The organism is Bradyrhizobium sp. LjRoot220 (assembly GCF_964252915.1).
Taxonomy (GTDB): Bacteria; Pseudomonadota; Alphaproteobacteria; order Rhizobiales; family Xanthobacteraceae; genus Bradyrhizobium.
Window position 1 is genome coordinate 59,069 of record NZ_CAXUPS020000016.1, and the last position, 25,031, is coordinate 84,099.

Below are 25,031 nucleotides of genomic sequence, written 5' to 3' on the forward strand. Positions count from 1 at the left end.
CACGTGTCCGCTCCGCAGCGCACAGGAAATGCTTTTCCACGGAAGTTTCATGCAACTGATGTCAGCCGTACAATCTGCCAAGACTGCACCGGCCCTTCTCGAGCTTTCGGCCGGTAATTGGCGGCTTGCAATTCTCGTCGGGCTTGTTGTTTCCGCGCTTGCGGTGGTGACGCTGCCAGCGTCCGGTTCCTTCTGGGTCGTTGGCGCTATGTCGGCTTTGGTCGCCGCGGCATTCGCGGTGAATGCCTACCGCCGTCGCTATTATGGCGGGCTCCTGGTCGCGCCCGCCATCGCCGTTCTATTCGTGATGAACATCTTTCCGCTGCTTTGGTCCCTGGGGCTTTCGTTTTTTGCCTACCAGTCGAACCTGCAGTCCATCCGCTTCGTCGGCCTCAACAACTACATCAAGGTTCTGACCGACGAGGTCGCGGCGCCGGGCAACTGGAGCGCCCTCATCAACACCGCCATGTTCGCGGTGTGCACGGTTTCGGCACAGATGATCGTGGGGTTTCTCCTGGCGATGCTTTTTGCCAAGCAGTTCCCGCTGCGGAAATATCTGCTGATTCTGGTTCTCACACCGATGATGCTGTCGGTCGTGGCCTCAGGTGTCTTCTTCACCTACTACTATGACCCCACCTTCGGCATCCTGAGCTATGTGATCAATAGCGTCGCGGGCGGCCAGTTCATCGTCATGGACAGCAAGGCGGGCGCTGTGGCCGGTATCGTTTTTGCCGACGCCTGGATGTGGTCGCCGTTCGTCATGCTGCTCGTGCTGGCGGGCCTCGTGTCCGTGCCGAAATATCTCTACGAGGCAGCCGCCATCGACCGGGTCTCCGCCTGGCGGCGCTTCTGGAGCATCACCTTCCCCTATATCCGTGGGCTCCTGATGCTGGCGCTGCTGTTCCGCACCATCGAAGCCTTCAAGCTGGCAGACCTTGTGATCGTGCTGACCAAGGGCGGAAACGACACAATGACGATCTCCTACCACTTGATCCGTATTGCCAACGAACAGAACAAGACAAGCGAGGGAGCCGCCATCTCCTACATCATCCTCTTCATAGTGATCGTGCTCACGAACCTTTATCTCTACGTTGCCAATCCCAAGAACAGGGAGGCCTGAGCCATGACAGACAGAGTTTCTTTCTGGGAGCGGATTGGCTTTCGTGGCGTCGGCGGCATCGCGGAGGCGGGTTGGGGCCGCACGCTCGCCGTGGCGGCTGTTAGCTTCATCTACTTCCTGCCGGTCCTCTTCATCATCTTCACGGCTATCAAGCCGCAGGGGCTGGCGCTTTCAGTGCCGCCAACGCTTTCGCCTACCTCATTCTTTGGTCTCATCCCCGATCAGTTTGTCTTCACACCGACATTGGACAACTTTGCCTCGGTCTTTTCCCGCGTCATGACGGCGGGTGGCCAGCCGGAGTCCACCGGGTTTGACCGGTTCTTCTTCAACTCCATCGTAATCGCGTCGGCATCCGTCCTGCTTGCCCTCGTTATCGGCACGTTGGCCGCCTATGGTTTCTCGCGCTATCCGCTCAAGGGCAACGATACCTATCTCTTCGTCATTTTGACGACCCGAATGCTGCCTGCGATCGTCGTCATCATTCCGGTGATCCTGATGTTCCGCGCCGTGGGCCTTTCTGGATCCTATCTTGGCATCATCATGCTCTATACGGCTTTCAATCTCGCATTTACCGTGTGGATGATGAAGAGCTTCTTCGATGAGTTGTCGACGGATGTCGAGGATGCAGCCCGTATCGATGGGTCGTCGGAAATCAAAGTGTTTTTCAAGATTTGCCTGCCGCAGGTTGTCGCGGGTCTTGCCGCAACATTCGTTTTCGGCCTCATCCTCACCTGGAACGAATTCCTGTTCGCACTGCTCCTGACCGGTCCTGATACACGCACCGTGCCGGTAGCCATGAACCAGGCCGTGTCTTCCGGCGGGCGTGGAACGGACTGGACGCTGCTGGCTGCCATTGAAACCCTGTTTCTTGTTCCCGTTTTCCTTGCCACCTTCTTTTTGCAGGATCACCTGCTGCGTGGCGTCACGTTCGGCACGGTCAGGAAGTGATCATGTCGACCATCGAAATACGCGACCTCACCAAGAAGTTCGGCACATTTGTTGCCGTCAAGGATGCCAACCTGTCCGTGGCTGCGGGTGAAATTGTTTGTCTGCTCGGTCCCTCGGGCTGCGGCAAGACGACTACGCTGCGCACGATTGCCGGCCTCGAACGCGCCACGGCAGGGGACGTCGTCATTGCAGGGCAGCGCGTGAACCACCTGCCGCCGGAGAAGCGCGACATCGCAATGGTCTTCCAGTTCTATGCGCTCTATCCGGCGCTGAGTATTGGGCAGAACATTGCAATGCCGCTTCACCGCGAAGCAATTGGGAGCACGGAAGTGGCGGCTCGCGTCAGGAAGGTGGCTGACATCCTGCACCTTCGCGATATCCTGGACCGATTGCCCGGACAGATTTCGGAGGGCGAGAAGCAACGCGCCGCTGTTGCCCGCGCCATTGTTCGGGATCCCAAATGCTTTCTGTTCGACGAACCTCTCTCGCGGCTCGATGTGGAGCTCCGTCACTCCATGCGCGGCCAGATCAAGGCCGTGCTGTCAAATCTCACGAAAGCCACGGTCATAGTCACCCACGACCAGCTTGAAGCCCTGACCATGGCAGACCGTATTGCCATCATGCGCGACGGGCTCATCGAGCAGGTGGGGAGCCCGCATGAGGTCTTCGCAAAACCCGCCAACGTCTTTGTTGCGAGCTTCATCGGCACGCCGCAGATGAACCTGATCGACGCACAATTCAAGAGCTACGGCAACGGCAAGGCGAAAGTGATCTTCGACGAGCAGGATGTCGATCTGAGCGTCCATCCCGCGGTCGCGAACCTGAAGGCTGGAAAGATCACCGTGGGAATTCGCCCGCGAGCTTTCACCGTTGTTTCCGAGGACACCCGGGACACGATCGACGCCATGGCCGAACTCATTGAGCCGATGGGTGCCGAGACGCTTATTCACGCGCGCACCAAGACGGGCAGCGACATCCGGGTCGTCGTGCCGCGTGACAAAAGGGTGAAGATTGGCGAGGCGCTCCACCTCGTTCCAGATCCCGCGCAAACCCACGTGTTCGCAGGCGACGGAAAGGCGGTGCGCGCATGAGAAATGGCGAGCAAGGCAATGGTGGACTGACGCCGACGGCGGCGCGGACGTTGGAATACAGTATCATCGGGCTTGGCGTATTCGCGCTTCTGATGATTTTTCAACCGTTCAACATCGCGCTTTTCACGGTTGGCTGCGCGCTGATCGTTCTGGCTGGGCTTGTCAACAACATCCTGCCTCTGGCGCAACCCGGTGTACCCAAGCGCTCGCTGGTAACTGTGGCCATGGTCGTCGCCATGATCTTCTGCATTGTGCTGCTCGCTTCCATCGTTGTCGCACATCTCTACGGCGCATTCTTCCTCAAGCCGCCGGATCCCAACACGGTGCTGGGCAGAGTTCAGCTCAACGCGACGCCTTGGTACATGCATGGCTTCACATGGACTGTTGCGGTTATCGCCGCTGCCTTGGCTGGCCTCATCACGCTGCAGAGTCGCCGCAAGGAGTGAGCCCGCACCTTCAAGGCGTCCAAGGATTCTATCCGTGTCGATAAACCGCCCTCAACCAACGCCCATGCATTTAAGGCGAATCGTTTTCTGATATTTTTAATCGCGAATGTGCCGATCAACCTCGTTCAGGAGCATGAAAGATGAGCACGTCTCTCCAAGCCACTGCCTTCAACCGCATGCAGCAGCTAATGTCCTCTTCGCCGGTCCCATCTATTTCGACGGAATTGTTGGTGACGGCTGACGGCGAATTGAACCGAGAGCTCAGGAGCTTCCTGCTTGATCCGCCGACAAACCCAGGTCTGCTCGAGGGCAAGCGTATCGCCATCTGCTGCACCAATGGCGTGGAGGAAGTGGAGATTCTGGGTGCTCATCGCTGGCTCACCGAGCACGGCGCCACGGTTCATGTTGTCTCGCCCCGCATCGGTGAGTTTCATCCCACGCTCGGCCTCCGCTTCCCGCCGCAATGCGCCACCCATGTCCTCGCCATCCGCCTCATGGAAAATGCAGGCTGGCTGAAGATCGACCGCTACACGGACGAAGCCAGGGCGGAGGACTACGATGCCGTGCTTCTGCCGGGCGGATGCTGGAACCCTGATGCGCTGCGCATGGACCCGCATGCGCGCGCGTTTGTGAGCGCCATGTATGAAGCGGGCAAGGCCACATGCGCGATCTGTCATGGCCAATGGGTGATGGTGAGCGCCAGGATCCTCAAGGGCAAGCGCGCCACGGCTGTGTGGAACATACAGATCGACCTCGAAAACGCTGGCGCTACGGTCCTGGACGAACCCTGCGTGGTCGACGGCAACCTGATTACGGCCCGCTTCCCTTATGACCTGCCGCGCCTGATCGACGCGATGGTGAAGCAGCTGGTACCGGCAAGGGGCTAAGCCGCGGAACTGGCTCCGGATCGCCTGCTGTGGAGAACTCAATGGGAAGGCGCGGATGAAGTACGGATTCAATCTGCTGCTCTGGACAGGGCATGTCACCGACGAACACGCGCCTGTGCTGAAGGCGCTCAAGAGAACGGGTTATGACAGCGTGGAGGTTCCGATCTTCGAAGGCACGATCGATTCCTACGCCAGGCTCGGAGAGCAACTTGCCAACATGGATCTCGACGTCACGACCGTGAGCGTGCTGGGCGCGGGGCACGATCCACTCTCGGACGACAAGATGGAGCGGCAGGCTGCGATCGAGCGGACCAAATGGGTCATCGACTGCACCAAGGCGCTTGGAGGATCGATCATCGCCGGCCCGATGCACTCCGAGCTCGGTCGATTCACCGGGAAGGGGCCCACGGCGGATGAGCGCAAGCGCGGGATCGAATTTCATCGCCGCGTTGGCGATGATGCCGGAAAGCACGGCATGAGCTTTGCCCTTGAAGCGGTGAACCGTTTCGAGTGTTACTTCCTCAACACGATGGATCAGTTGGCCAGCTATCTGGACGACGTCGATCATCCCGCAATCAAGGGGATGTACGATACATTCCATGCCAATATCGAGGAGAAGGACCCGGTTGCCGCCATAAATACAATCAAGCGGCACATGATCCATGTCCATATCTCGGAGAATGACCGCGGCACTCCGGGGAAGGGCCATGTGCCGTGGGGTCCCACCTATAAGGCGCTGAGGGCCGCAAAATATGATGGCAGGCTGACAATCGAAGCCTTCGGTCGCGCCGTTCCGGCGCTCGCCGCCGCCACCCGCGTGTGGCGCGACTTCTCCCCCAACGAGGAGGAGGTTTACGAGTTCGGGCTCGAGGGCATGCGGCAAGGTTGGGCCGAGGCGGGGTCCTGATGTCGAGATCTACCCCATCGGCACCTGTGACCGCTGACAAAAGCCCGAAGCGTCAGCTTCTCAGCAAATCCGGACGGGAAGCGTTCTCAAAGTGGCCGTCCTTGATCCCAATAGCCGATAGTGAGCTACGTGTAATCGATTCGATCTTCACGCCCAGCGTGTCAACGCTTCCGATGCCCAATTCGGCATCTCCGGCGGTGACAAACGGAAGCAAGTCATCAGGCGCAACATCGAAAAGCTCGACGCGGACGTCGGCATAGTCCGCTCGATATCGCGCCAGGACGCGGGGGAGCGCAAGGGTAATCCGACCCGCCTTTACCTCGACCCGGCTTTACCTCGACCAGATCGCTCATGTGCCGGGCTATCCGTTGGCGCCGACAAGTGTCCGTTCTGCAATCGGCACCGGGTCCTTGCAGGCAGGGGTCGGATGCAGCGCGCGGGAGCGAGAAAGACTCCCCAAAACGCCATCGCCGGCAACCCGCACTAGCGTCGGCGCAGCGGACGTTCGTAGGCGACGATCGCCACATCAGCGATTGCGGTCTCGATTTCAAGGACCTCATCGAGGGCGGAAGGATCCAGACGCGCCGGGACGATCCGATTGCAAAGACCCCGACCCGCCGCCGCTTCTTGCCGGACGCGGTAGGCCATCAGATAGACGCCCAGCCGATCTCCGGCCTGCGCCAGCCGGCGACCCTCGTCTGCACTTGGCAAGTACCATTCCGACGCATCGATTCCGGCGAGTTCGCCATCCTCGAATTGATCCAGAATCGGCAATCGCCCGCAAGGACGCTCAACGGGATTGTCGCGCGTATCCGGCCAGGCTTCGATCACTTCACTGGTCTCCAGGCGGTTTTGCGTTGACATCAAGCTGCGATGCATTGGACCATGACGCAAGCGTTTATCCCAGCCGGTCGCAACTCAGAATAAGAAGTTGAAGATGATGATCCTCTATTCCGCGGCGCTCAGCATGTTTGGTGCAAAGGTGCAGATCGCCCTGATCGAGAAGGGAATCGATTTCCAATTGGTTATGGTGCCTTACGATCGCGATCGCGGCTACGAGCCGCGACATCCCGAGGTGCTGCGGGTCAATCCGAAGCGGCAGGTGCCGGTGCTGATCGACGGTGACGTGGAGATTTTCGACTCGACACAGATCTTCGAGTACCTGGAAGACGCGCATCCGGCGCCGCCGCTGTGGCCCCGCAAGCCCGCCGCACGGGCCGCCGCACGTCTGCTCGAGATGAAGTCCGATGAAGTTTACTTCCCGCACGTCATTCGCTTGATGGGATTGCAGGACAGGCCCGACGATCCCGCCGCAGTCGCAGCACGTGACGGTGCGTCACGCTATTACCTGGAGATGGATGCGCTTCTGGCTGACCGTGAATGGCTCGCCGGAGATTACACCTTCGCGGACATTGCGTTCTACATGGCCGCCTTGTTCGGTGAACGCATGGGGGCGGTGCTGGGGCAGCAAACACCGAGGCTGCTTGCGTGGCGTGAGCGCATGACCTTGCGACCCGCCGTGCTTCCGGTTGTCACCGCGATGGCGCATTACCTGTCGAGTCAACGACGACCGGTGCCGGGGTGGCTCGATGCAGCCGTGAGATATCCCGGCAGCAGACAATAGGGGGAGTAAAAAATGAAGCTCGTACGTTTGTCAGGTGTGTTGGCGTGCCTCACCTTGTTTCAGGCTTCTGCGATGGCGCAGGAAGTGTCGCTGCGTCTGGTGACGGCCTTTCCGGAAAACAGTATCTACGTTTCCCATCTGCTGAAGTGGGTGAAATCGGTGAACGAGCGTGGCAAAGGCGTCCTGCAGATCAATTTTATTGGCGGGCCGCGCGCCATTCCCACATTCGAAGTCGGCAACGCCGTGAAGACGGGCGTGGTCGACATAGCGATGTCGACCGGGGCATTTTACACCAATGTCATGCCCGAGGCTGACATCCTGAAGCTCGCTGAAAGGCCTATCGCGGAGCAGAGAAAGAACGGAGCCTTCGACTACATCAACAAGGTCTGGAACGAGAAAGCGAACATGCAGTACCTGGCGCGGATGGTCGAAAGCCAGCCGTTCCATCTCTATCTGAACAAGAAGATCGACAAGGCGAATCTGACCGGCCTCAAGATCCGGATCACGCCGGTTTATCGCGAATTCTTTCAGGCGCTGAACGCCAATGTCGTCACGACTGCTCCAGGTGAAGTCTATACAGCCCTGGAGCGAGGTGTCGTTGACGGTTACGGCTGGCCGATTGGCGGGTTGTTCGATTTGAACTGGCAGCAGCATACCAAGTACCGCGTCGATCCGGGCTTTTACGATGCCGAGGTCTCCATCATCGTCAATTTGGACAAGTGGAAGAATCTCACTGAGAAGCAGCGCGACTTGTTGAATGGCATGGCGCTGGAGCTGGAGGCCGGCAACGACTTCTGGAAGCAGTATGCGGTCGACGAGGAGAAGCGACAGGCAGCTGCCGGCATACAAACGATCAAGCTGGATGGAGATGAAGCAAAAGCCTTCGTCGATACCGCCTATAGCGTCGCCTGGGCCGCCTTGACCAAGGCAAGCCCGGTGCATGCGGCAAAGCTGAAAACGCTGCTTGGGAATCGCTGATATCCGTTCACCCTTTGCGACGTTTGCAGATCGGACGTTTGCAGGTCGAGAGTTCGTCCATGGATGCGCTGGATCGGTTGATTGGCAGGCTTTGCGTCGCGTTGGTGGGTTTGGCATGCGCGCTGCTGTTTGGAATGATGCTGGTGATTTGCGCGGACGTGTTGCTTCGTAACTTGGCCGTGCCGGGGATGTCCCGAGGTTTCGCTTTGGCCAGCGATTTGTCGGAGTCGGCGATCTACCTGATGACCTTGCTGGCGGCGCCGTTTCTGTTGCGAAGCGGTCGCCATATCCGGATTGATATATTGCTGCACATGGTGCCGGCGCGGATCGGCTGGCTGATGGAGTTGTTTGCGGCCAGCGCGATGCTGTTCTGTTGCGTGGCGATGGTCTGGTACGGCTTCGTTGTTACCGGGCGAAGTGCGGGCAGCGATGCAATCCTCATTAAAACGGTCGTCTATCCGGAGTGGTGGAGCCTGCTGCCGCTGCCGTGTGTGTTTGTGCTGTTGTCGCTCGAGGCCATCTTCCGGCTGCGAAGCCTGCTTGGCGGACCTCGGCAACCGCGCAACGAGCAGGTGTCCGTGTCATGATGAGTTGGGAAGCTGCGGCCTGGTTGCTGCTGGGTGGATCAACCGTTCTGATGTTCGCCGGATTGCCGGTCGGCTTTGCGTTTCTCCTCATCAATCTGATTGGAGCTTACCTGTTTATGGCCGGTGAACCCGGTCTCTCGCAGCTCGTGCGCAGCTCGGTCTCCTCGATCACCACCTTCTCCCTGACGCCGATCCCGCTCTTTATCCTGATGGGAGAGGTGCTCTTTCACACCGGCCTAGCGGTCAAGGTCATCGACGGAATTGAGCGGATCATCCGGCACGTCCCGGGCAGACTTGCCGTGGTCGCGGTGGTGGCAGGAACGGTGTTCAGCGCGATCTCGGGGTCGACAATCGCAACGACGGCGATGCTCGGCAGCCTGATGGTGCCGATCATGCTGTCGAGGGGCTATCATCCGACGATGGCAACGGGCCCCATCATGGCGATCGGCGCGGTTGACATGCTGATTCCGCCCAGCGCCCTTGCTGTTTTGCTGGGCAGTCTCTCCGGCATCTCGATCTCCAAACTCCTCATCGGGGGAGTCATGCCGGGTATCATTCTTTCCGTCCTCTTCGTGGGCTGGATCATCCTGCGCACGCTATCCAAGCCGGAATTGGCGCCCGATAGCGACTTCAAGGAATACAGCGGATGGGCGAGGTTCAGTCCGCTCGTACTCTACGTGGTGCCACTGGTTTCGATCTTCGGGCTTGTCGTCGGCGCGATGGTGGCCGGCTGGGCAACGCCGACGGAATCCGCCGCGATCGGCGCTTTCGCGACGATCGTGCTCGCGGCGGCCTACCGGGCGTTGACGCTGAAAATTCTGTGGCAGGCCCTGCATGGCACGGTGCTCATTTCCGGGATGATTCTCTTCATCATCATCGGGGCAACGACGTTTTCTCAAATATTGTCGTTTTCGGGCTCCACGAATGGAATCGTCAACATCATCACGCAAAGCGGGCTTTCGGCCAACGCCCTGGTCATCGTCATGTTGTTGATCCTGATCGCGCTCGGCATCTTCATCGATCAGGTCAGCATGATGCTGATCACGCTTCCAATCTTCATGCCGTTGGTGCACTCGCTTGCGATCGACCCGGTGTGGTTTGGCGTGCTGTTCCTGATCTGCATGCAACTGGGAATGTTGCTGCCGCCCCACGGCCTGCTGCTGATGACGATGAAGGGGGTGACGCCGCCTCAAGTGTCGATGGGGCATATCTTCCAGGCCGTCGTTCCATACCTCGTCATTAGCATTGCCGTTCTCGCGCTGGTCTATCTTGTGCCTGAAGTCGCGACCTGGATGCCGAAGGGGCTGTAGCGCTTTTATCTTGGCGCTCCAATCACCGGACCGTGATCGATCGAGGGCTAGATTAGGCGCACGCGCAAAGCCCCACGGCGCACAGCAATGCAAACGACGCGGAGCAGTGCTTCCATTTTATGAGAGGGAGGCTGCTTCGTGTGCCTTTCGCGTAACACTCTCCAGGAAAGGAGTCCGAGGCAACACCTGCCCAGCGTCCCCGTCATTGCGTTGCAAACATCGCTACGTAAATGCTGCACGCAAAGTTATCGGATCGTTGCGGAGCGCAGCCTGACGAGGGCCGCTCCGAAAAGAAGGAAGCGGATCATGAAGGTAATCAACAGCGCGGTGCTTGGCACGGCAGCATGTCTCATCGCGTTGGGCGGAGCCCAGGCAGCGGATCTCCCAGTCAAGGCCAAGGCAGTCGAATATGTCAGGATCTGCTCGCTTTATGGAAATGGCTTCTACTTCATTCCGGGTACCGACACCTGCATCAAGCTCGGCGGTTACCTGCGCGCCGATGTCACTTTCAACGGCGGCGGCATTCAGGGAACCCCGGCATGGAGCGGCTCGGCGGGTCAAAAAAGCCGGCTGAGCAACTACTATTTCGCTCGCGCCCGCGAAAACCTCAACATCGATACGCGTACGGCGACAGACTACGGCGTGGTCCGCACCTACTTCGACGCGAATTTCTCGTGGACCTCGGGTACCTACTCCGCCACTGGCGCTGGCGGCACCACTTATTCTGCGGCTGCCCCGGTTGGTAACCCGTCTGACGGCGGCACCTCCGGTGGCGCGTTCGCCCTCAACTTCGCATTCATCCAGTTCGCAGGCTTCACGATCGGCAGGGCGATATCCCAGTTCGACGCACCCTTCGCCGGCTATCCCGCCAACATCACCGACGCGCTCCTTGGCGGCCACTCCGACCAAACCGGCGTGAACCAGTTCACCTATACGGCGAGTTTCGGTCAGGGCATCACCGCTGCGATCTCGCTGCAGGATCAGGTCAATTACTATCAGACCAATTTGTGGAACGCGTCCACGCTCACCGCGACCAACTTCGCCGGCGGCGTGTATGGCGCCAACGCATTCGGTGGCACGCGGTCTCCCGACATCGTCGGCATGGTTCGCGTCGACCAGGCCTGGGGCATGTTCCAGGCCTCGGTCGCTGCGCACAACATCCACGCCGCCTATTACGGCGCGACAGAAACTTCAGGTCATCCCAGCGACAAATGGGGCTGGGCTGGTCAGTTGGCCCTGACGATCAAGAACCTGCCGACGGGCCCGGGCGACGATATTGATATTTCAGTTGGCTATTCGGACGGTGCCAGTCGCTACGTCTGGCAGAGTTTGGTCGCACCCACCCTCGCGATGTACGGCAGCAGCAGCGTGGCTGGCGTCTACCAGGGCCTGACCATTGGCGGCGTTTCGGACGGCATTTTCACAATCGGCAACGGGATCGAGAAAACTCAGTTGTGGGGCGTGCGTGGTGGCTACACGCACAACTGGAATGCCCAGTGGAATTCGGCGCTCTTCGGCTCCTATACGTCGGTCAACTATAACGCCACGGCGAAGGGTTATATCTGCGCCGCCGTCGCGGCCTTCCTGACGCCAGGTTCGACCTGCAACCCGAACTTCAACGTCGCGCAGATTGGCGCCAACACGCGCTGGTCTCCGGTGAAGAACCTCACATTCACGGGTGAGTTGATGTACACGATGGTGGATCAGCAATATTCCGGCGTGGCGGCGTTGCCGGCCGTTAGCGTCAAGCCGGCAGCCCTCTACGAACTCAAGGATCAGGGCACGTTGTCACTCGCTTTCCGCGCCCAGCGTAACTGGTAGGAAGGCGGCATCAGGGCGACTCCCGCTTGCTGGTCGGAGCGGGGGTGGCGCGGAGCGCGTGTCATTCAACCGCGCTTTGCGCAACCGCCGCTACGGGTTGCGCCAGGGTGTTCAGCTCGCGGCAGGAAAGGCCGCGCCACGATGCCCCGGGTCTCGAACTCGGCAGTGGCCGTTGGACAGCGCCGCGATCCCCAGCGTGCCGGTGCGGCGGCTGGCTGGGTCAGGCTTTTCCCGCTCGTTTCACCGGCTGGCCGGTGAAACGAATGGGGCTCTTGGGGAGTGCAGCTATTCTTCCGTCGGGCCGGCAAGCTTGCGGCGGAGACGCTGGGTTTCGCGCCACGTCTCGCGAACTTCTTTGCCCAGGCGAGCGAGCCTGGTTGCTGCCTGCATGATGATGAGTGTGACCATGACTATTGGCCCGTTCTGGAGAACAAGCGGCCAATCTGGCGCTCGGCATCATCGGAGAGATATTGCAGCCCGTGGGCGGCAATGTACATCTCAACAGCGCGGCCAGCCCGTCGTTCACTGGATTCGATATGCGCGCGCAACAATCTTGCAAAAAATGAAGGTTTTTCGCTCGGGGCAGAAAGCCAGGCCCCAGTGGTTAATACATTCGCCATTAGATGGCTCCTTTTCGGAGTTGTCCTTGGGGCGAATTTCCTACCTCACTCACAGATAGATGTTACTGCGCGTAATGCGAGATCAAATTGCGCGCATCACGCATGAAATTTTGCCTCATCGTGCGAGTGACGATGCGGTGACATCGCGTGACGCCAATCCAGCCAGTTGCAAAGGTTAACGGCGGGCTAACTTCCGGCCGTCATTCCCCATCGGCCGATGCCCGGAAATTTCAGCGCCGGCCGGCGAACATCGAATCCCAGCACCGCGCCGAGGAAATTGATTTCGAAGCCTTCGACCCATCCGATGGTGAGGCCGACATAACCTCCGAGCGACGCATAAACGCCGGTGCCGGAAGGGGTCAGTCCGAACGACTTGCCCTCGTAAGGATAGTCTTTTCCGATCGCGGTCGGCGGCAGCACCGCCATGAGCTCGGGGACCGCGTTGAGGACGGCCTGGACGAAGGTGTTGGAGTTCGGACCCGGCCACGCGCTGTAGTCGCCATAGCTCCGGAATCGATAGTTTTCGACGACGTGACGGATCTTGGGAATGAGGCGACCGGCTTCCTCGCCATCGACCGCGACGATGGTTTCCGGGGTAGCGCCAAACCAGCGCGCATCGGCGACGAAACCGTTGGTCCGGATCGGTTCGCCCCAGGCGGTATAGTCATAGCGGGTGTAGGTCGCGGCGTTCTGCTCCTTGACGACGATCCAGGTGTGGATCGCAAAGATCGCCTTCCACCGCAGCGTGCGCGCGCCATAAATGCGAATCACCGCATCGGGATGGCGCGACGCCTCGGGCAGAAGTCCGGCGCTGGAGCGGTCCGCCGTCTGCCAGCCGCCGCGAGGTTCATCGGAAAAATAGCGGGCCGCCGATACACCGATCGGGAAAAAGACCAACGACAGAAAGATGATGATTGGTTTGATCAAGGGGGCAACGGGTGCAATTGATAGGGAGGACGGCGATCCCTGATATAGTTCGACTTCCTGTTGGCGCCAGTTTGGCGCCGTAGCGTTTTTGAAGATAGTGCCGCCCCAAGGGAGCTTTGCACGATAAGGAAGCCTTGCACGATCCATCGTACGGCGTCAGCCAGCGCGCCGAGAATCCGGCGCGCCGGCATCCGCGGCTGTTACGCGAGCTTGGTCGCCGAGCGGGACAGCAGTTTCCAGTCCGACCCCTGCTTTAGCCAGGTCATCAGGATGTGGAGGTTGGTCGAGCTCTTCTTGCCGTCGGCGACGGCTTCCTGCTCACCGAGCCAGTGGAACCGAACGGTCGCGGCCGGGCCGACGACACGGATCGTGGGGTCTTTGTAGGTCAGCGACAGCCACTTCGACTTTCCGCTGGTCGCGTTGGCGATGAAGGCCGCCTTGTCCTCGACCCGGCCATCCGAGTGGCTGTAGCTGAGTTCGGCTGCGCAAAGCGCGGCGAGTCCCTCGGCATTGGCGGCCGCCTGCGCCGTGCGGAAGGCCTCGAGATTCTTGGCGACAGCATCTTCATCGGCGCCGGCGAAGGCTGGCATCACGCCGAGCAGTCCGATGGCGAGTACCGGTAACGCGAGCTGACGACGATCGATGTTCATGGATTTCCTCCGTTGTTATGGTTTTGGGGACCAGGCTTTTTTTGACAGCCGGCACGCGCGATCTCTGCATGACCCGGCCCACGGACGCATGCGGTTCGAGTTCCGCGGGCCGGATTGAAACACAGGGTTGTGGCTTCTGGAAGAAATTTTCAGCGGTGTGCGGCGCGAGAGGGAGCCAAGTCGCTCCGGCAGCCAGCGTCACGTTTGCCGCCTCATCAGACCACAGTCAGGCCAGTGCGGTCGGCTTCGGCGGATGCGCGGTGCGCGGATGGCGATCGTGCAAATAGACCGCAAGCGTATTGGCGATGACGCCGTCATTGACGGCGGCCGCGAATAACATTTCCTGGGCGTCGCGCGGCAGCTCCGACCACACCTTCAGGGCCGCGTGGCCGAGCAGGGCAGCGAACTTATCCTCGTCCATCGACAAATCCCCAAGTGTGCCGAAAGCCGGTCACGCGCCGAAGGCCGCAGGTTTCTCTGCGGCCTCAACTTCGCGAAATGGGATCCTACCAGCGCGGGCCGACGTCAACGCCGACACCTACTCCGCCCGGTCCTACACCGATACCGACACTCGGACCGTCGTTGTAATAGCGACGGCGCTCGATGTATCGCTCACGCGGGGCGTAATAATTGTAGCTGTCACCATATTCCCGTTCAATGATGACGCGGCGGCCGCCACGGGTGCGGTAGCATCGGCCAGATTCGTCGCAGACCATTCTGACGTTTTCGATCCCGTTATCCGGCATCGCGGCAATACCCTTCGTAAGTGGTGCGGCATTTGCACCGGTTGCGAGCAGCGCGCCAGCGCCGATCGCGAGCGAGACGATCAATTTGTTCATGACTGAACTCCTTCGGGTCTATGTCCACCAACCCAAGCAACTACCGAATGTTCCCGGATTTGAAATGTTCCCGGCGCCACTGAGTCTTTGGCGCTGCGGAAATCGGAACCCGTCAGCCCGGCGCTCGTTCATTCCGAACCACACTGAGGAGGAGTTCCAAATGAAAACGTGCTTTCTTTTGACCACCGCCGTTGGCGTTGTTTTCGCCACCGCGGCATTTGCGCAGTCACCAAAGGATTCGACGACCTCGCCGACTACGCAAACCCAAACGCCGTCGACGCCGCAAAAGGCGCCTGACACGTCAACCAGTCAGGCGCCGTCTCCCAATACGGCCCCCGCCGCGTCCGGCAGCCCGTCGCAGGCGCAGACGACGCCTTCCACTTCTTCCCAGCCGGGCGGAACATCTGCTCCGGCTCAGGCCCAAACCAACACTCCTGCGCCGTCGAGCAACCAGGCTCAGCAGACACCGGCAACCGGCGGCGCGAGCAATCAGGCGCAGCAGGCCCCGGCAAGCCCGCCCGCCACTGCGCAGCAACCGTCGCAAAGCACGACCGGGCAGCAACCGTCGCAGAGTACCACTGCGCAGCAGCCTGCTCAGTCAACGAGCCCGCCTTCGGGTACGGCGCAATCTTCGTCCACCAGCATGAATGCGGGGGTCAATATCAACGACCAGCAGCGAACGCGGGTCACTGAGTCGATCTCGCGGCTGAACGTGCAGCCGGTCACCAACGTCAACTTCTCGCTTTCGGTCGGTACCGCCGTCCCGCGCGACATCCGGCTTCAGCCCTTGCCTGCGGACGTCGTGCAAGTTGTTCCGCAATACCGCGGGTACAACTTCTTTGTGGTGCGCAATGAGATCGTGATCGTCAACCCGTCGACCTATCAGATCGTGACGATTATGCCGCGCTCGGGCGGCTCCACGGCCGCTGCCCCGCCGGCACGTTCGCAGTCGAAGGCCGCGTTCACCGACAAGGATCGTGACGCGGTGCGCAAGCACGTGAAAACCAGAACGGAACGCCAGGCCACCGGCAGCGCAGCGCAAACCACCGGCAGCGCGTCAAGGGTGGTCATCCGTCGTGGCGAGCGTTTGCCGGAAGCCGTCGAGGTCGAGGAGTTTCCGGAGACCGTGTATCGGGACGCTCCCGCGCTGCGTGAGTATCGGTACCTCCATCGCGAAAACCGGACTTATCTCGTCGATCCGGCCGAGCGAATAGTGATCGAGGAAATCGACTGACGGCATTCGGATTGAAAGGCGGCCTTCGGGCCGCCTTTCTCACACCTGGTGTAGCGACGGCCGCCATGCCTGCACGGCCTGTCGTGCGCCCAACTCGCAAAGCCGTGCCAGCGCGTGCGTGACGGCGCTGCGCAGGCGAGGATCGTTGCCAAATTCTCCGAAGACTGTGCGAACGTCGAGCAACGCCGGCGCCAGTCGCTCCGCGACCGGACCGGCGATCTTGGCGATCGCGGCGAGTTCCGCCGCGATGGGATCGCGGACATCGATCGCTTGTCCTTTTTCGTCGCTGCCCGTGACGTAACGCATCCAGCCGGCGACCGCGAGCGCGTGGGTGTCGACCGGCAAGCCCTGCCGCAGCCGGTCCTGCATCGTGCCGAGCAGCCGCTGCGGCAATTTCTGCGATCCGTCCATTGCGATCTGCCAGGTGCGATGACGCAGGGCCGGGTTGGCAAAGCGCTCAAGCAGCGAGGCGCTGTATCCCGCAAGATCGGTCCCCTCGGGCATCGAAAGCGTCACGGCGGCATCGTTCATCACGCCGTGGGCAAAGGCGGCAAAGCGGTCGTCGGTCATCGTTTCGGCAATGGTCTCATAGCCCGCGAGATAGCCGAGATAGGCCAGCGCCGAATGGCTGGCGTTGAGCAGCCGCAGTTTCATATGTTCGAACGGCGTCACGTCAGCGACCAGTTGCACGCCGGCGCGCGCGAAATCCGGCCGGCCGCCCGGAAAATTGTCTTCGACGATCCACTGCGTGAACGGCTCGGTGATCACGGGCCACGCGTCGGTCATGCCGAGTTCGGACGAGACCGCCGCGCGATCGGCGTCGGTGGTCTCGGGCACGATGCGGTCCACCATCGTCGACGGGCAAGCGACGCGATCGGCGATCCACGTTCCAAGTTCGGGCGAGCGCAGATGCGCGAATTGCATCAGTATCCGCTTCACGGTGTGGCCATTGGCCGAAAGATTATCGCAGGACAGCACAGTGAAGGGTGCTACGCCCGCCGCTCGCCGGCGCGCCAATGCAGCCACGATGAAGCCTGGGGCCGATCGCGGTGCATCCGGGTTTGCGAGATCGTGGACGATGTCAGGGTGGTTGGAGTCGAGCTCGCCGGTCTGCGGCGTATGGCAGTAGCCCTTCTCGGTAATCGTCAGCGAGACAATGCGCGTGGCGGGATCGGCCATGCGCGCGATCAACTGCGCGGGATTGCTCCTGGCGACTTCCGTCTGCAGCACCGAACCGATGATCCGATGCTCGGTGCCCGCGCCGGAGCGAATGGCGACCGTGTAGAGACAGTCCTGCGGAGCGAGGGCGTCCTGCGTGTCCGAACTCCGAAGACTGGCACCGACAATTCCCCAATCGGTCGCGCCTGCAGTGAGCAGGTCGTCGATCACGACGGCCTGATGCGCGCGGTGGAAGGCGCCGATTCCGAGATGGACGATGCCTGATGCGACGCGGCTGCGGTCGTAACCGGGACGACGGACATGGCCGGGGAGCCGGTCGAGGCTAGCGTTCGAGAGGCGCAAATCGGCCTCCTTGCGGTTGGAATGGCGGAATTTTCGCCGCTCGGCTTGACATGGCGCGCCCATAAGGTCAATCTTTGGTCAATTGGTAAGGCCAATTTACCGATTGAGCTGGCTTGGCCCAGCCTTGGCCTGAGCCAACCAGAAAAGAACCGATCCACGAGGTCGTTCGGAGGAGACCAGCGTGCCGTTAGAGGCAGTGGAAGCGCGACGCCTATATCGCCAGGTTGCCGATCAGCTGCGCGCCCTGATCGACGGCGGCGAATATCCTGTCGGCTCCAGGCTCCCGACCGAGCGCGATATTGCCGAACAGTTGAAGGTCTCCCGTCCCACCGTGCGCGAAGCGCTGATCGCGCTCGAGGTCGAGGGGCGCGTCCGCATTCGCGTCGGCTCCGGGATCTACGTCAGCGAACCGGCCGCGCTCGCGGCGCCTTCGCCGGCCCACGCGATGATCGAAGGGCCGTTCGAACTGCTGCGCGCCCGCGAATTCATCGAAGGCGCGATCGCAGAGCAGGCGGCGCGGGTGGCGAAGCCGGAGGATATCGAATGCATCGACGCCTCGCTTCTGGCGATGGCAAACACCCAGCATCCCGGCGACGCCTCGATGGTCCACGATCGCGCGTTTCATATCGCGGTAGCGGGATGCCTGGACAATGCCGTGCTGGTTCGTGTCGTCGGCGAACTCTTCGATCAGCGGCTCAATCCCTATTTCGCCAAGCTGGCGCATTATTTCGAGAACCCGGAATCCTGGGGCGCCGCGCTCAGTGAGCATCAGGCGATCCGCGACGCTATCGCCGCGCACGATCCCGACGCCGCCCGCACCACCATGCGCGAGCATCTGGTGCGTTCGCAGGAACGCTTTGCGCAAAATTTTGGAACCGAAGCCGCATCGCCTCGCGCGCAGGCAAGGAGCGGCTGATCAGGCATTCGAGCGGTTCGGCCAAAGGCCGAAGCGGTTGAGTAAGAAAAGCAAATGTAACAAGGGAGGAATTTACGTGTTGAAGAAATTGACGATTGTAATGGCGGCTTCCGCTGCCGCGCTCATTGCCGCAACCAGCGCCGGAATGGCGCAGACCAAGCTCAAATGGGCGCATGTCTATGAGACGTCAGAGCCGTTCCACACCGCATCGGTCTGGGCCGCGCAGGAGATCGGCAAGCGCACCAATGGCCGCTATGCGATCGACGTCTATCCGGCCTCGCAGCTCGGCAAGGAAGCCGACATCAACCAGGGCCTCTCGCTGGGCTCGGTCGATATCATCATTTCCGGCTCCAGCTTTGCCGCCAAGAGCTTCCCGCCGATCGGCGTGACCTATTATCCCTACACCTTCCGCGATGCCGATCATCTCCTGGCCTACACCAAGAGCGATGTCTTCAAGGATCTCACCAAGGGCTACGAAGACAAGACCGGCCACCGCATCGTGGCGGTGACCTATTACGGCGTGCGTCACACCTCGTCGAACAAGCCGATCAAGGCCTGCGCGGACATGAAGGGCCTCAAGATACGCGTGCCTGACGTGCCGGCCTACCTGGCGATGCCGCGCGCCTGCGGTGCCAACACCGCGCCGATCGCATTCGCCGAGGTTTATCTGGCACTGCAGAACGGCACGGTGGAAGCCCAGGAAAATCCGCTCACCACCATCGAGGCGAAGAAGTTCTACGAGGTGCAGAAGCACATCGTGCTGACCGGTCACATCGTCGACCACCTCAACACGATCATTTCCGGCGGGCTCTGGAAGAAGCTCAGCGAAGAGGATCGCAAGATCTTCACGGAAGTCACCCAGGAAGCCGCCGCCAAAGCAACCGGCGAGATCAAGGTCAACGAAGCCAAGCTGGTCGATTTCTTCAAGCAGAAGGGCCTTACCGTCACCGAGGTCGACAAAAACGAGTTCCGTGACACGGTGATCAAGACCACCAAGTTTGAGACCTTCGATTACCGCAAGGCCGATTGGGATCGCATCCAGGCGGTGAAGTGACGACGAAGTCGTCATCCCGGGGCGACGCGTCAGCGTCGAACCCGGGATCTCCAGATTCCGGGTTCGGCTCTCCGAGCCGCCCCGGAATGACGTGAGTCAATCACGCGACGACTTGGGATTAAACGCATGTCCACGGCTGAAGTCCACAAGCAGATCACGGCGGAGGAGATCGCCCATACGTTCGAGGACGAGGCGCCGAAGGGCGCCGACCTCGGGCAATATGCGTTCGAGGATTGGCTGGCGCTGGCGATCTTCTGGATCATGGCGCTGTGCGTTTTCCTGCAATTCTTCACCCGCTACGTCCTCAACGACAGCTACGCCTGGACCGAGGAGATCGCGACCTATTGCCTGATCGGCGTGGTGTTCATCGGCTCGTCGATGTGCGTGCGGCTGTCGCGGCACATCCAGGTCGATCTGGTGTTCCGGTATCTGCCGCATCTGGTGGCGCGCGCGCTCTCGACCGTGATCGACCTGATCCGGATCGCCTTCTTCGGTTATGCGATCAAGCTGGTCTGGGTTTACATCGAGATCATCGGCGCCGAGCGGATGACGACGATCAAGATTGAAAAAGGCTTCGTCTACTACGCGGTGCTGCTCGGCTTCGTGCTGATGTTCGGCCGGTCGATCCAGATCGCGGTCGAGAACTGGCGGCGCGGCTATTCGATACTGGAGCGCCCCGGCGCATTCGACGGCACGGAAGGGTAAGTCGATGCTGCTGCTGCTTGGGGCATTTTTGCTGTTGATGCTGCTCGGTCTTCCCGTCGCGCTGTCGATGGCGGTGTCGTCGCTATTGTACATTCTCGCCACCGGCATCACGCCCGACGTGACGCTGGCCCAACGCATGATCGCGGGCGTCGAGAGTTTCCCGCTGCTCGCGGTGCCCTTCTTCATCCTCGCCGGCAATCTGATGAACATCGCCGGCGTCACCGGGCGCATCTACAGCTTTGCGGTCGCGTTGGTGGGCTGGATGCGCGGCGGTCTTGGCCACGTCAACATCGTCGGCTCGGTCATCTTTTCCGGCATGTCCGGCACCGCGATCGCGGATGCCGCGGGCCTTGGCACCATCGAAATCAAGGCGATGAAGGACCACGGCTATTCAACCGAGTTTTCGGTCGGCGTCACCGCGGCTTCGGCTACCCTCGGACCAATCATCCCGCCGTCGCTGCCGTTCGTGATCTACGGCATGATGGCGAACGTCTCGATCGGCGCGCTGTTCCTTGGCGGTTTGATTCCGGGCGTCGTCATGACCTTGATGATGATGGCGACCGTGGCCTATTTCGCCCACAAGAACGGCTGGGGCAGCGATACGCCGTTCTCGTGGCGGCAAATTGGGTCGGCCGGGCTCGAGATCGTGGTCGTGCTGTGTTTTCCACTCGCGGTTTGGCTGCTGGTGCTCGCCGGCCTCTCGACCAACATGGCGGTTGGGATCGGGCTTGTGGCGCTGCTGGCGCTCGACTGGTATTTCGATTTCTCCGCCGTGATGGCGCTGATGGCGCCGGTGATCCTGATCGGCGGCATGACGCTCGGCTGGTTCACGCCAACGGAGGCCGCGGTGGCTGCCGTGATCTGGTCGCTGTTTCTGGGGCTGGTGCGCTATCGTTCGATGACGTTGCAGACGGTAGCGAAGGCAACGTTCGATACCATCGAGACCACGGCATCCGTGCTGTTCATCGTCACCGCGGCCTCGATCTTCGCCTGGTTGCTGACGGTGTCGCAGGCCGCGCAAATCCTGACCGACACCATACTGGGCATCACCCAGAACAAATGGGTGTTCCTGCTGCTGGCGAACATCCTGATCCTGTTCGTCGGCTGCTTCATCGACACCATCGCCGCGATCACCATCCTGGTGCCGATCCTGCTGCCGATCGTGCTGAAACTGGGCATCGATCCCATCCATTTCGGATTGATCATGACGCTCAATTTGATGATCGGACTGTTGCACCCGCCGCTCGGCATGGTGCTGTTCGTGCTCGCCCGCGTCGCAAAGCTCTCGGTCGAGCGCACGACGATGGCGATCCTCCCCTGGCTGGTGCCGCTGCTGCTGGCGCTCATTGCTATCACCTACATCCCGGAACTGACCCTCTGGCTGCCGAAATATATGGGACTTGCAAAATGACATCGATGGCTTTGGCTGCAACACTGTTTGGCCCCGAGGATCTGCGCATGGTCGAGCGGCCGCTCGATCCGCTTGCATCAGGCATGGTGCGGATCCGTTTCGGCGCCGGCGGCATTTGCGGCTCCGACATGCACTACTACCGCCATGCCCGCACCGGCGATTTCGTCGTTACCTCGCCGCTGGTGCTCGGCCATGAGATCGCCGGAGAAGTCGTCGAGATCTCGGGCAGCGCGCCCGGCCTGAAGACCGGCGATCGCGTCGCTCTCAATCCGTCGCGCTGGTGCGGCCACTGCACGCCGTGCCGCGAGGGCCGGCTAAATTTGTGCGAGAACATCTTCTTCATGGGCTCGGCTTCCAAGACGCCGCATATGCAGGGCGGCTTTTCCAGCCTGTTCGACGCCATCCCGGCGCAGTGCGTGAAGATTCCGGACCATGTGACGTACCAGGCGGCGGCGCTGGCGGAGCCGCTCGCGGTTTGCCTGCATGCGGTGGCCCGTGCCGGCGACGTCAAAGGAGAACGCGCGGTACTGTTCGGCTCGGGCCCCATTGGCCTGCTGACGATGCTTGCCGCGCGCCGCGCCGGCATTGCCGAAGTGACGGTGGTCGATATCGCCGCCGCGCCATTGGCATTCGCAACCCGGCTCGGCGCCGACCATGTCATCGATATCTCCAAGGGCGATGAGGCATTGAAGGCGGTGGCGCCCTACGATGTTGCGTTTGAAGTTTCGGGTACCGCGGCGGGACTTGCCAGTGCGATCGGCGCCGTCAGGCGCGGCGGTGTCGTCGTCCAGATCGGCAATCTGCCGGGTGGGCAAATTCCAATGCCGGCGAATGCCGTGATGGCCAAGGAGATCGACCTGCGCGGCTCGTTCCGCTTCGGACCGGAATTCATGACCGCGGTCGAACTGATTTCCGACGGCAGTGTCGATGTGCTGGCGCTGGTGACGGCCGAGCGTCCGCTGTCGGTCGCGCCCGACGCGGTTCGCCTCGCGCTCGACCGCTCGCAGAGCGTCAAGGTCGTGCTGACGGCGCAGTGACCGGAAGATATTCGGGAGATTTGCCATGATGCTGCAGGGATGGCGGTGGTACGGACCGGACGATCCAGTGTCGCTCGACGATATCCGCCAGGCCGGCGCCACCGACGTGGTGACCGCACTGCATCAGGTGCCGATCGGCGAGGCCTGGACGCGCGCCGGCGTCGAGGAACGCAAGAATATCATCGAGAACAGCCAGCCCGGCCGTTCGCAGCTGATCTGGTCGGTGGTGGAATCGATTCCGATCCCTGACGACGTCAAGCGGCTCGGGGGCAAGGCGACGCGTTCGATCGAAGCCTGGATCGCGAGTCTGGAGGCGGTGGCCTCGACCGGCATCAAGATCGTCTGCTACAATTTCATGCCTGTGGTTGACTGGTGCCGCACCGACCTCGAATGGGAACTGCCGAACGGCGCCAGGGCGATGCGCTTCGACCAGGAGCGCTTTGCGGCATTCGATCTGCACATCCTGCAGCGGCCGGAAGCGCCGGCCGAATATTCCGAGGCTGCGCGGCGTCGCGCCAGGGAGGTTCATTCGCGGATGACGCAGGCCGATATCGATGTCCTCGTCACCAACATCGCCAGCGCGTTGCCGGGATCGACCACCGATCCCCTGACGATTCCGCAGTTCCGTGACCGCTTGCTGCAATATAGCGGAGTCACCACCGCGGTGCTGCGCCAGCATTTGATCGAGTTTTTGGCGCGTGTCACGCCGGTGGCAGAGGCGCTCGGCGTGACGTTGACGTTGCACCCCGACGATCCGCCGCGCCCGCTGTTCGGCCTGCCGCGCATCGCTTCATCGGCGGAAGATTATCAGGCGTTGTTCGATGCGGTTCCCTCCAAGGCGAACGGCATCTGCTTCTGTACCGGTTCGCTCGGCGTACGTGCAGAGAACGATCTGCCGGCGATAGCAAAACAGTTCGCGCCGCGGATCGGCTTTGCACATCTGCGCGCGACCAGGCGCGAGGCTGACGGTCTGTCGTTCTTCGAATCCGACCACCTCGATGGCGACGTCGACATGATCGCGGTTCTCAAGGCGTTGCTGACGGAGAACCGGACACGTTCGGCAGGTGAAAAAATCATATTCCGGCCTGACCACGGCCATCGCATGCTCGATGATCTCGCCGAGACCAAGCGCACCAATCCCGGCTATACCGCGATTGGCCGGCTGCGGGGCCTCGCCGAACTGCGCGGCGCGATCCGCGCCATCGAGCACGCGGGCTGATCTTACCGCTCCAAAACCATCGCGCGATCAAACAGTTACTGCGCGACCGATCGTGGACGGAGTCTTGATGATTTGGCCGGTCGTACGGGCTGGCGCCTTGCGGCGGGTCAGGCCATGTTAGGCGAGACGATCGGAGCGCGTGACGGGGATGAAACCTTTGCGGTGCGGCAGGGGAAATGCCTGGCCAGCCATCGGTGCGGCAGATGAAGGGCGCTGACCAAACCTCACCGCAGGGCCGGCGAACGGCGGCTTCGACGGTGCAGTTCGATTGTGCGACCGCGTTCCAGAAAATCGCGCTGGACTGCGTCGGCAAGGTCAGGCTGCATCACAGCAGCGCCTGCGCCGGCGATGCGGAAGCCGTGCATCAGATCCGTGTCGCCATCACCCGGCTGCGGGCCGCGGTGTCCTTCTTCGCGCCGATCACGGTTGATGTGGAATGGCGGCGCCTGAAAAAGCAGATTGCATGGCTGAACGCCTCGCTCGGCGCCGCCCGCGACAGCGACGTGGTGCTGGAGTACGCGCGCCGCAAACGGTACCGGGCCTGGGCGCAACGCATGACCGGCGGGGATCTCGATGCGCGTCAGACGCGCGATCATCGCCGGATGATTCGCAGCCTGCGTTCCCTGCGGTTTCACGACCTGATCGAGGCGATGTCCGGTTGGATCGAAGGCGGACCGTGGCGCCAACGCTGGGAGCGGAATGCGCGCCGCAAACCCGTCGAGGCACTGAAAGCCTATAGCGAAGGCGAACTCAATCGCTGGCGCCGGCGGCTGATCCGCAACGGGCGACGGCTCAAAACCCTCGGCGATTCCGATCGCCACCGGCTGCGGATCAGGGCAAAGCGCTTTCGCTACATGCTGGAGGCGCTGACAGACATCGTTCCGGTGTTTGGCCATGGTGAATTCCGTCACGTCCACAGGCCTGCAAAGCAGCTGCAGCGCACCTTGGGCGATCTTCGCGATCTCAAGCGCTTCGCGAGGCCCGGACTGTCGGCCGAAGGCGGTCATACAGGCCAAAGCCGCCCGCCGGGCTATCGCCGGCAACGCCAAAAGTTGCGGAGAGCCGCGCTGTCGGCCTATCGCGGCCTCAAGGACGCTGGAGCATGCTGACCGGCGCTTGATCCGGATCAAACGAAAGTCGCGGAGGAAACGCGTGCAGGGCAGCAAGCGCGAGAACTGA

At 61.2% G+C, this 25,031-nt stretch carries 26 protein-coding genes; 19 read left to right on the plus strand and 7 right to left on the minus strand.

Features of this window, described 5'->3' with window-relative positions; translation table 11 throughout:
• Positions 1 to 58 precede the first annotated feature (58 nt).
• From ACSQ84_RS35025 to ACSQ84_RS35050, 6 genes are all read left to right on the plus strand, one after another.
• Positions 59 to 1,120: a carbohydrate ABC transporter permease gene (locus ACSQ84_RS35025; RefSeq protein WP_436216315.1), complete on the plus strand. Its 1,062-nt coding sequence runs from the start codon at positions 59 to 61 to the stop codon at positions 1,118 to 1,120.
• A gap of 3 nt (positions 1,121 to 1,123) precedes the next feature.
• Positions 1,124 to 2,068 carry a carbohydrate ABC transporter permease gene (locus ACSQ84_RS35030; RefSeq protein ID WP_436216316.1) on the plus strand — a complete coding sequence of 315 codons (945 nt, stop codon included), beginning with the start codon at positions 1,124 to 1,126 and terminating at the stop codon, positions 2,066 to 2,068.
• Positions 2,069 to 2,070: 2 nt separating this feature from the next.
• A complete protein-coding gene (locus tag ACSQ84_RS35035; protein WP_436216317.1) occupies positions 2,071 to 3,159 on the plus strand; it encodes an ABC transporter ATP-binding protein in 1,089 nt (362 codons plus the stop codon).
• Complete coding sequence (locus ACSQ84_RS35040) at positions 3,156 to 3,605, plus strand: hypothetical protein (protein ID WP_436216318.1); 450 nt, start codon at positions 3,156 to 3,158, stop codon at positions 3,603 to 3,605. The genes ACSQ84_RS35035 and ACSQ84_RS35040 overlap by 4 nt, the downstream gene beginning before the upstream one ends.
• A 140-nt stretch (positions 3,606 to 3,745) precedes the next feature.
• Positions 3,746 to 4,492, plus strand: coding sequence for a type 1 glutamine amidotransferase domain-containing protein (locus ACSQ84_RS35045; protein ID WP_436216319.1), 747 nt, complete (start codon positions 3,746 to 3,748; stop codon positions 4,490 to 4,492).
• A gap of 55 nt (positions 4,493 to 4,547) precedes the next feature.
• Positions 4,548 to 5,399 (plus strand): sugar phosphate isomerase/epimerase family protein, encoded by an 852-nt coding sequence (locus tag ACSQ84_RS35050; protein ID WP_436216320.1) that lies wholly within the window; start codon positions 4,548 to 4,550, stop codon positions 5,397 to 5,399.
• 483 nt (positions 5,400 to 5,882) lie between these two features.
• On the opposite strand, the gene ACSQ84_RS35055 is transcribed toward ACSQ84_RS35050, so the two are convergent.
• Positions 5,883 to 6,230 (minus strand): hypothetical protein, encoded by a 348-nt coding sequence (locus ACSQ84_RS35055; RefSeq protein ID WP_436216321.1) that lies wholly within the window; start codon positions 6,228 to 6,230, stop codon positions 5,883 to 5,885.
• A gap of 106 nt (positions 6,231 to 6,336) precedes the next feature.
• On the opposite strand from ACSQ84_RS35055, the gene ACSQ84_RS35060 reads away from it, so the two are divergent.
• From ACSQ84_RS35060 to ACSQ84_RS35080, 5 genes are all read left to right on the plus strand, one after another.
• Positions 6,337 to 7,023 (plus strand): glutathione S-transferase family protein, encoded by a 687-nt coding sequence (locus ACSQ84_RS35060; protein WP_436216322.1) that lies wholly within the window; start codon positions 6,337 to 6,339, stop codon positions 7,021 to 7,023.
• A gap of 72 nt (positions 7,024 to 7,095) precedes the next feature.
• Entirely contained in the window at positions 7,096 to 8,001 is a 906-nt protein-coding gene (gene dctP / locus ACSQ84_RS35065; RefSeq protein WP_436216323.1) for a TRAP transporter substrate-binding protein DctP, read from the plus strand.
• Between the two features lie 59 nt (positions 8,002 to 8,060).
• The gene (locus ACSQ84_RS35070; RefSeq protein WP_436216324.1) at positions 8,061 to 8,588 is read left to right on the plus strand and encodes a TRAP transporter small permease; all 528 of its coding nucleotides are present in this window, start codon (positions 8,061 to 8,063) and stop codon (positions 8,586 to 8,588) included.
• Positions 8,589 to 8,638: 50 nt separating this feature from the next.
• Positions 8,639 to 9,898, plus strand: coding sequence for a TRAP transporter large permease (locus ACSQ84_RS35075; RefSeq protein WP_436216364.1), 1,260 nt, complete (start codon positions 8,639 to 8,641; stop codon positions 9,896 to 9,898).
• A 306-nt stretch (positions 9,899 to 10,204) separates the two neighbouring features.
• Positions 10,205 to 11,719 carry a porin gene (locus ACSQ84_RS35080; RefSeq protein WP_436216365.1) on the plus strand — a complete coding sequence of 505 codons (1,515 nt, stop codon included), beginning with the start codon at positions 10,205 to 10,207 and terminating at the stop codon, positions 11,717 to 11,719.
• Positions 11,720 to 12,129: 410 nt separating this feature from the next.
• Here the strand turns inward: ACSQ84_RS35080 and ACSQ84_RS35085 are convergent, their stop codons facing one another.
• From ACSQ84_RS35085 to ACSQ84_RS35105, 5 genes are all read right to left on the minus strand, one after another.
• Complete coding sequence (locus tag ACSQ84_RS35085) at positions 12,130 to 12,339, minus strand: hypothetical protein (RefSeq protein ID WP_436216325.1); 210 nt, start codon at positions 12,337 to 12,339, stop codon at positions 12,130 to 12,132.
• Positions 12,340 to 12,525: 186 nt separating this feature from the next.
• Positions 12,526 to 13,254, minus strand: a complete 729-nt coding sequence (locus tag ACSQ84_RS35090; RefSeq protein ID WP_436216366.1) for a DUF3750 domain-containing protein — start codon at positions 13,252 to 13,254, stop codon at positions 12,526 to 12,528.
• A 212-nt stretch (positions 13,255 to 13,466) separates the two neighbouring features.
• Positions 13,467 to 13,916, minus strand: a complete 450-nt coding sequence (locus ACSQ84_RS35095; RefSeq protein WP_436216326.1) for a nuclear transport factor 2 family protein — start codon at positions 13,914 to 13,916, stop codon at positions 13,467 to 13,469.
• Between the two features lie 226 nt (positions 13,917 to 14,142).
• On the minus strand, positions 14,143 to 14,337 hold the full coding sequence (locus tag ACSQ84_RS35100; protein WP_436216327.1) for a hypothetical protein: 195 nt from the start codon (positions 14,335 to 14,337) through the stop codon (positions 14,143 to 14,145).
• Positions 14,338 to 14,422: 85 nt separating this feature from the next.
• Positions 14,423 to 14,755, minus strand: a complete 333-nt coding sequence (locus tag ACSQ84_RS35105; RefSeq protein ID WP_436216328.1) for a hypothetical protein — start codon at positions 14,753 to 14,755, stop codon at positions 14,423 to 14,425.
• A 160-nt stretch (positions 14,756 to 14,915) separates the two neighbouring features.
• Here ACSQ84_RS35105 and ACSQ84_RS35110 point away from each other — a divergent pair, with 160 nt between their 5' ends.
• Positions 14,916 to 15,989, plus strand: coding sequence for a DUF1236 domain-containing protein (locus ACSQ84_RS35110; RefSeq protein WP_436216329.1), 1,074 nt, complete (start codon positions 14,916 to 14,918; stop codon positions 15,987 to 15,989).
• Positions 15,990 to 16,028: 39 nt separating this feature from the next.
• Here the strand turns inward: ACSQ84_RS35110 and ACSQ84_RS35115 are convergent, their stop codons facing one another.
• Positions 16,029 to 17,573: a mannitol dehydrogenase family protein gene (locus ACSQ84_RS35115; protein WP_436216330.1), complete on the minus strand. Its 1,545-nt coding sequence runs from the start codon at positions 17,571 to 17,573 to the stop codon at positions 16,029 to 16,031.
• Positions 17,574 to 17,691: 118 nt separating this feature from the next.
• On the opposite strand from ACSQ84_RS35115, the gene ACSQ84_RS35120 reads away from it, so the two are divergent.
• The 7 genes from ACSQ84_RS35120 (at position 17,692) to ACSQ84_RS35150 (ending at position 24,961) form a co-directional block, all read left to right on the plus strand.
• A complete protein-coding gene (locus ACSQ84_RS35120; protein ID WP_436216331.1) occupies positions 17,692 to 18,426 on the plus strand; it encodes a FadR/GntR family transcriptional regulator in 735 nt (244 codons plus the stop codon).
• A 100-nt stretch (positions 18,427 to 18,526) separates the two neighbouring features.
• The gene (locus ACSQ84_RS35125; protein WP_436216367.1) at positions 18,527 to 19,480 is read left to right on the plus strand and encodes a sialic acid TRAP transporter substrate-binding protein SiaP; all 954 of its coding nucleotides are present in this window, start codon (positions 18,527 to 18,529) and stop codon (positions 19,478 to 19,480) included.
• A gap of 126 nt (positions 19,481 to 19,606) precedes the next feature.
• A complete protein-coding gene (locus ACSQ84_RS35130) occupies positions 19,607 to 20,185 on the plus strand; it encodes a TRAP transporter small permease (RefSeq protein ID WP_436216332.1) in 579 nt (192 codons plus the stop codon).
• 4 nt (positions 20,186 to 20,189) lie between these two features.
• Positions 20,190 to 21,596, plus strand: a complete 1,407-nt coding sequence (locus tag ACSQ84_RS35135; RefSeq protein WP_436216333.1) for a TRAP transporter large permease — start codon at positions 20,190 to 20,192, stop codon at positions 21,594 to 21,596.
• On the plus strand, positions 21,593 to 22,633 hold the full coding sequence (locus ACSQ84_RS35140; protein ID WP_436216334.1) for an L-idonate 5-dehydrogenase: 1,041 nt from the start codon (positions 21,593 to 21,595) through the stop codon (positions 22,631 to 22,633). The genes ACSQ84_RS35135 and ACSQ84_RS35140 overlap by 4 nt, the downstream gene beginning before the upstream one ends.
• A 28-nt stretch (positions 22,634 to 22,661) precedes the next feature.
• On the plus strand, positions 22,662 to 23,852 hold the full coding sequence (uxuA, locus tag ACSQ84_RS35145; RefSeq protein ID WP_436216368.1) for a mannonate dehydratase: 1,191 nt from the start codon (positions 22,662 to 22,664) through the stop codon (positions 23,850 to 23,852).
• A gap of 176 nt (positions 23,853 to 24,028) precedes the next feature.
• Positions 24,029 to 24,961 carry a CHAD domain-containing protein gene (locus tag ACSQ84_RS35150; protein ID WP_436216335.1) on the plus strand — a complete coding sequence of 311 codons (933 nt, stop codon included), beginning with the start codon at positions 24,029 to 24,031 and terminating at the stop codon, positions 24,959 to 24,961.
• Positions 24,962 to 25,031 lie beyond the last annotated feature (70 nt).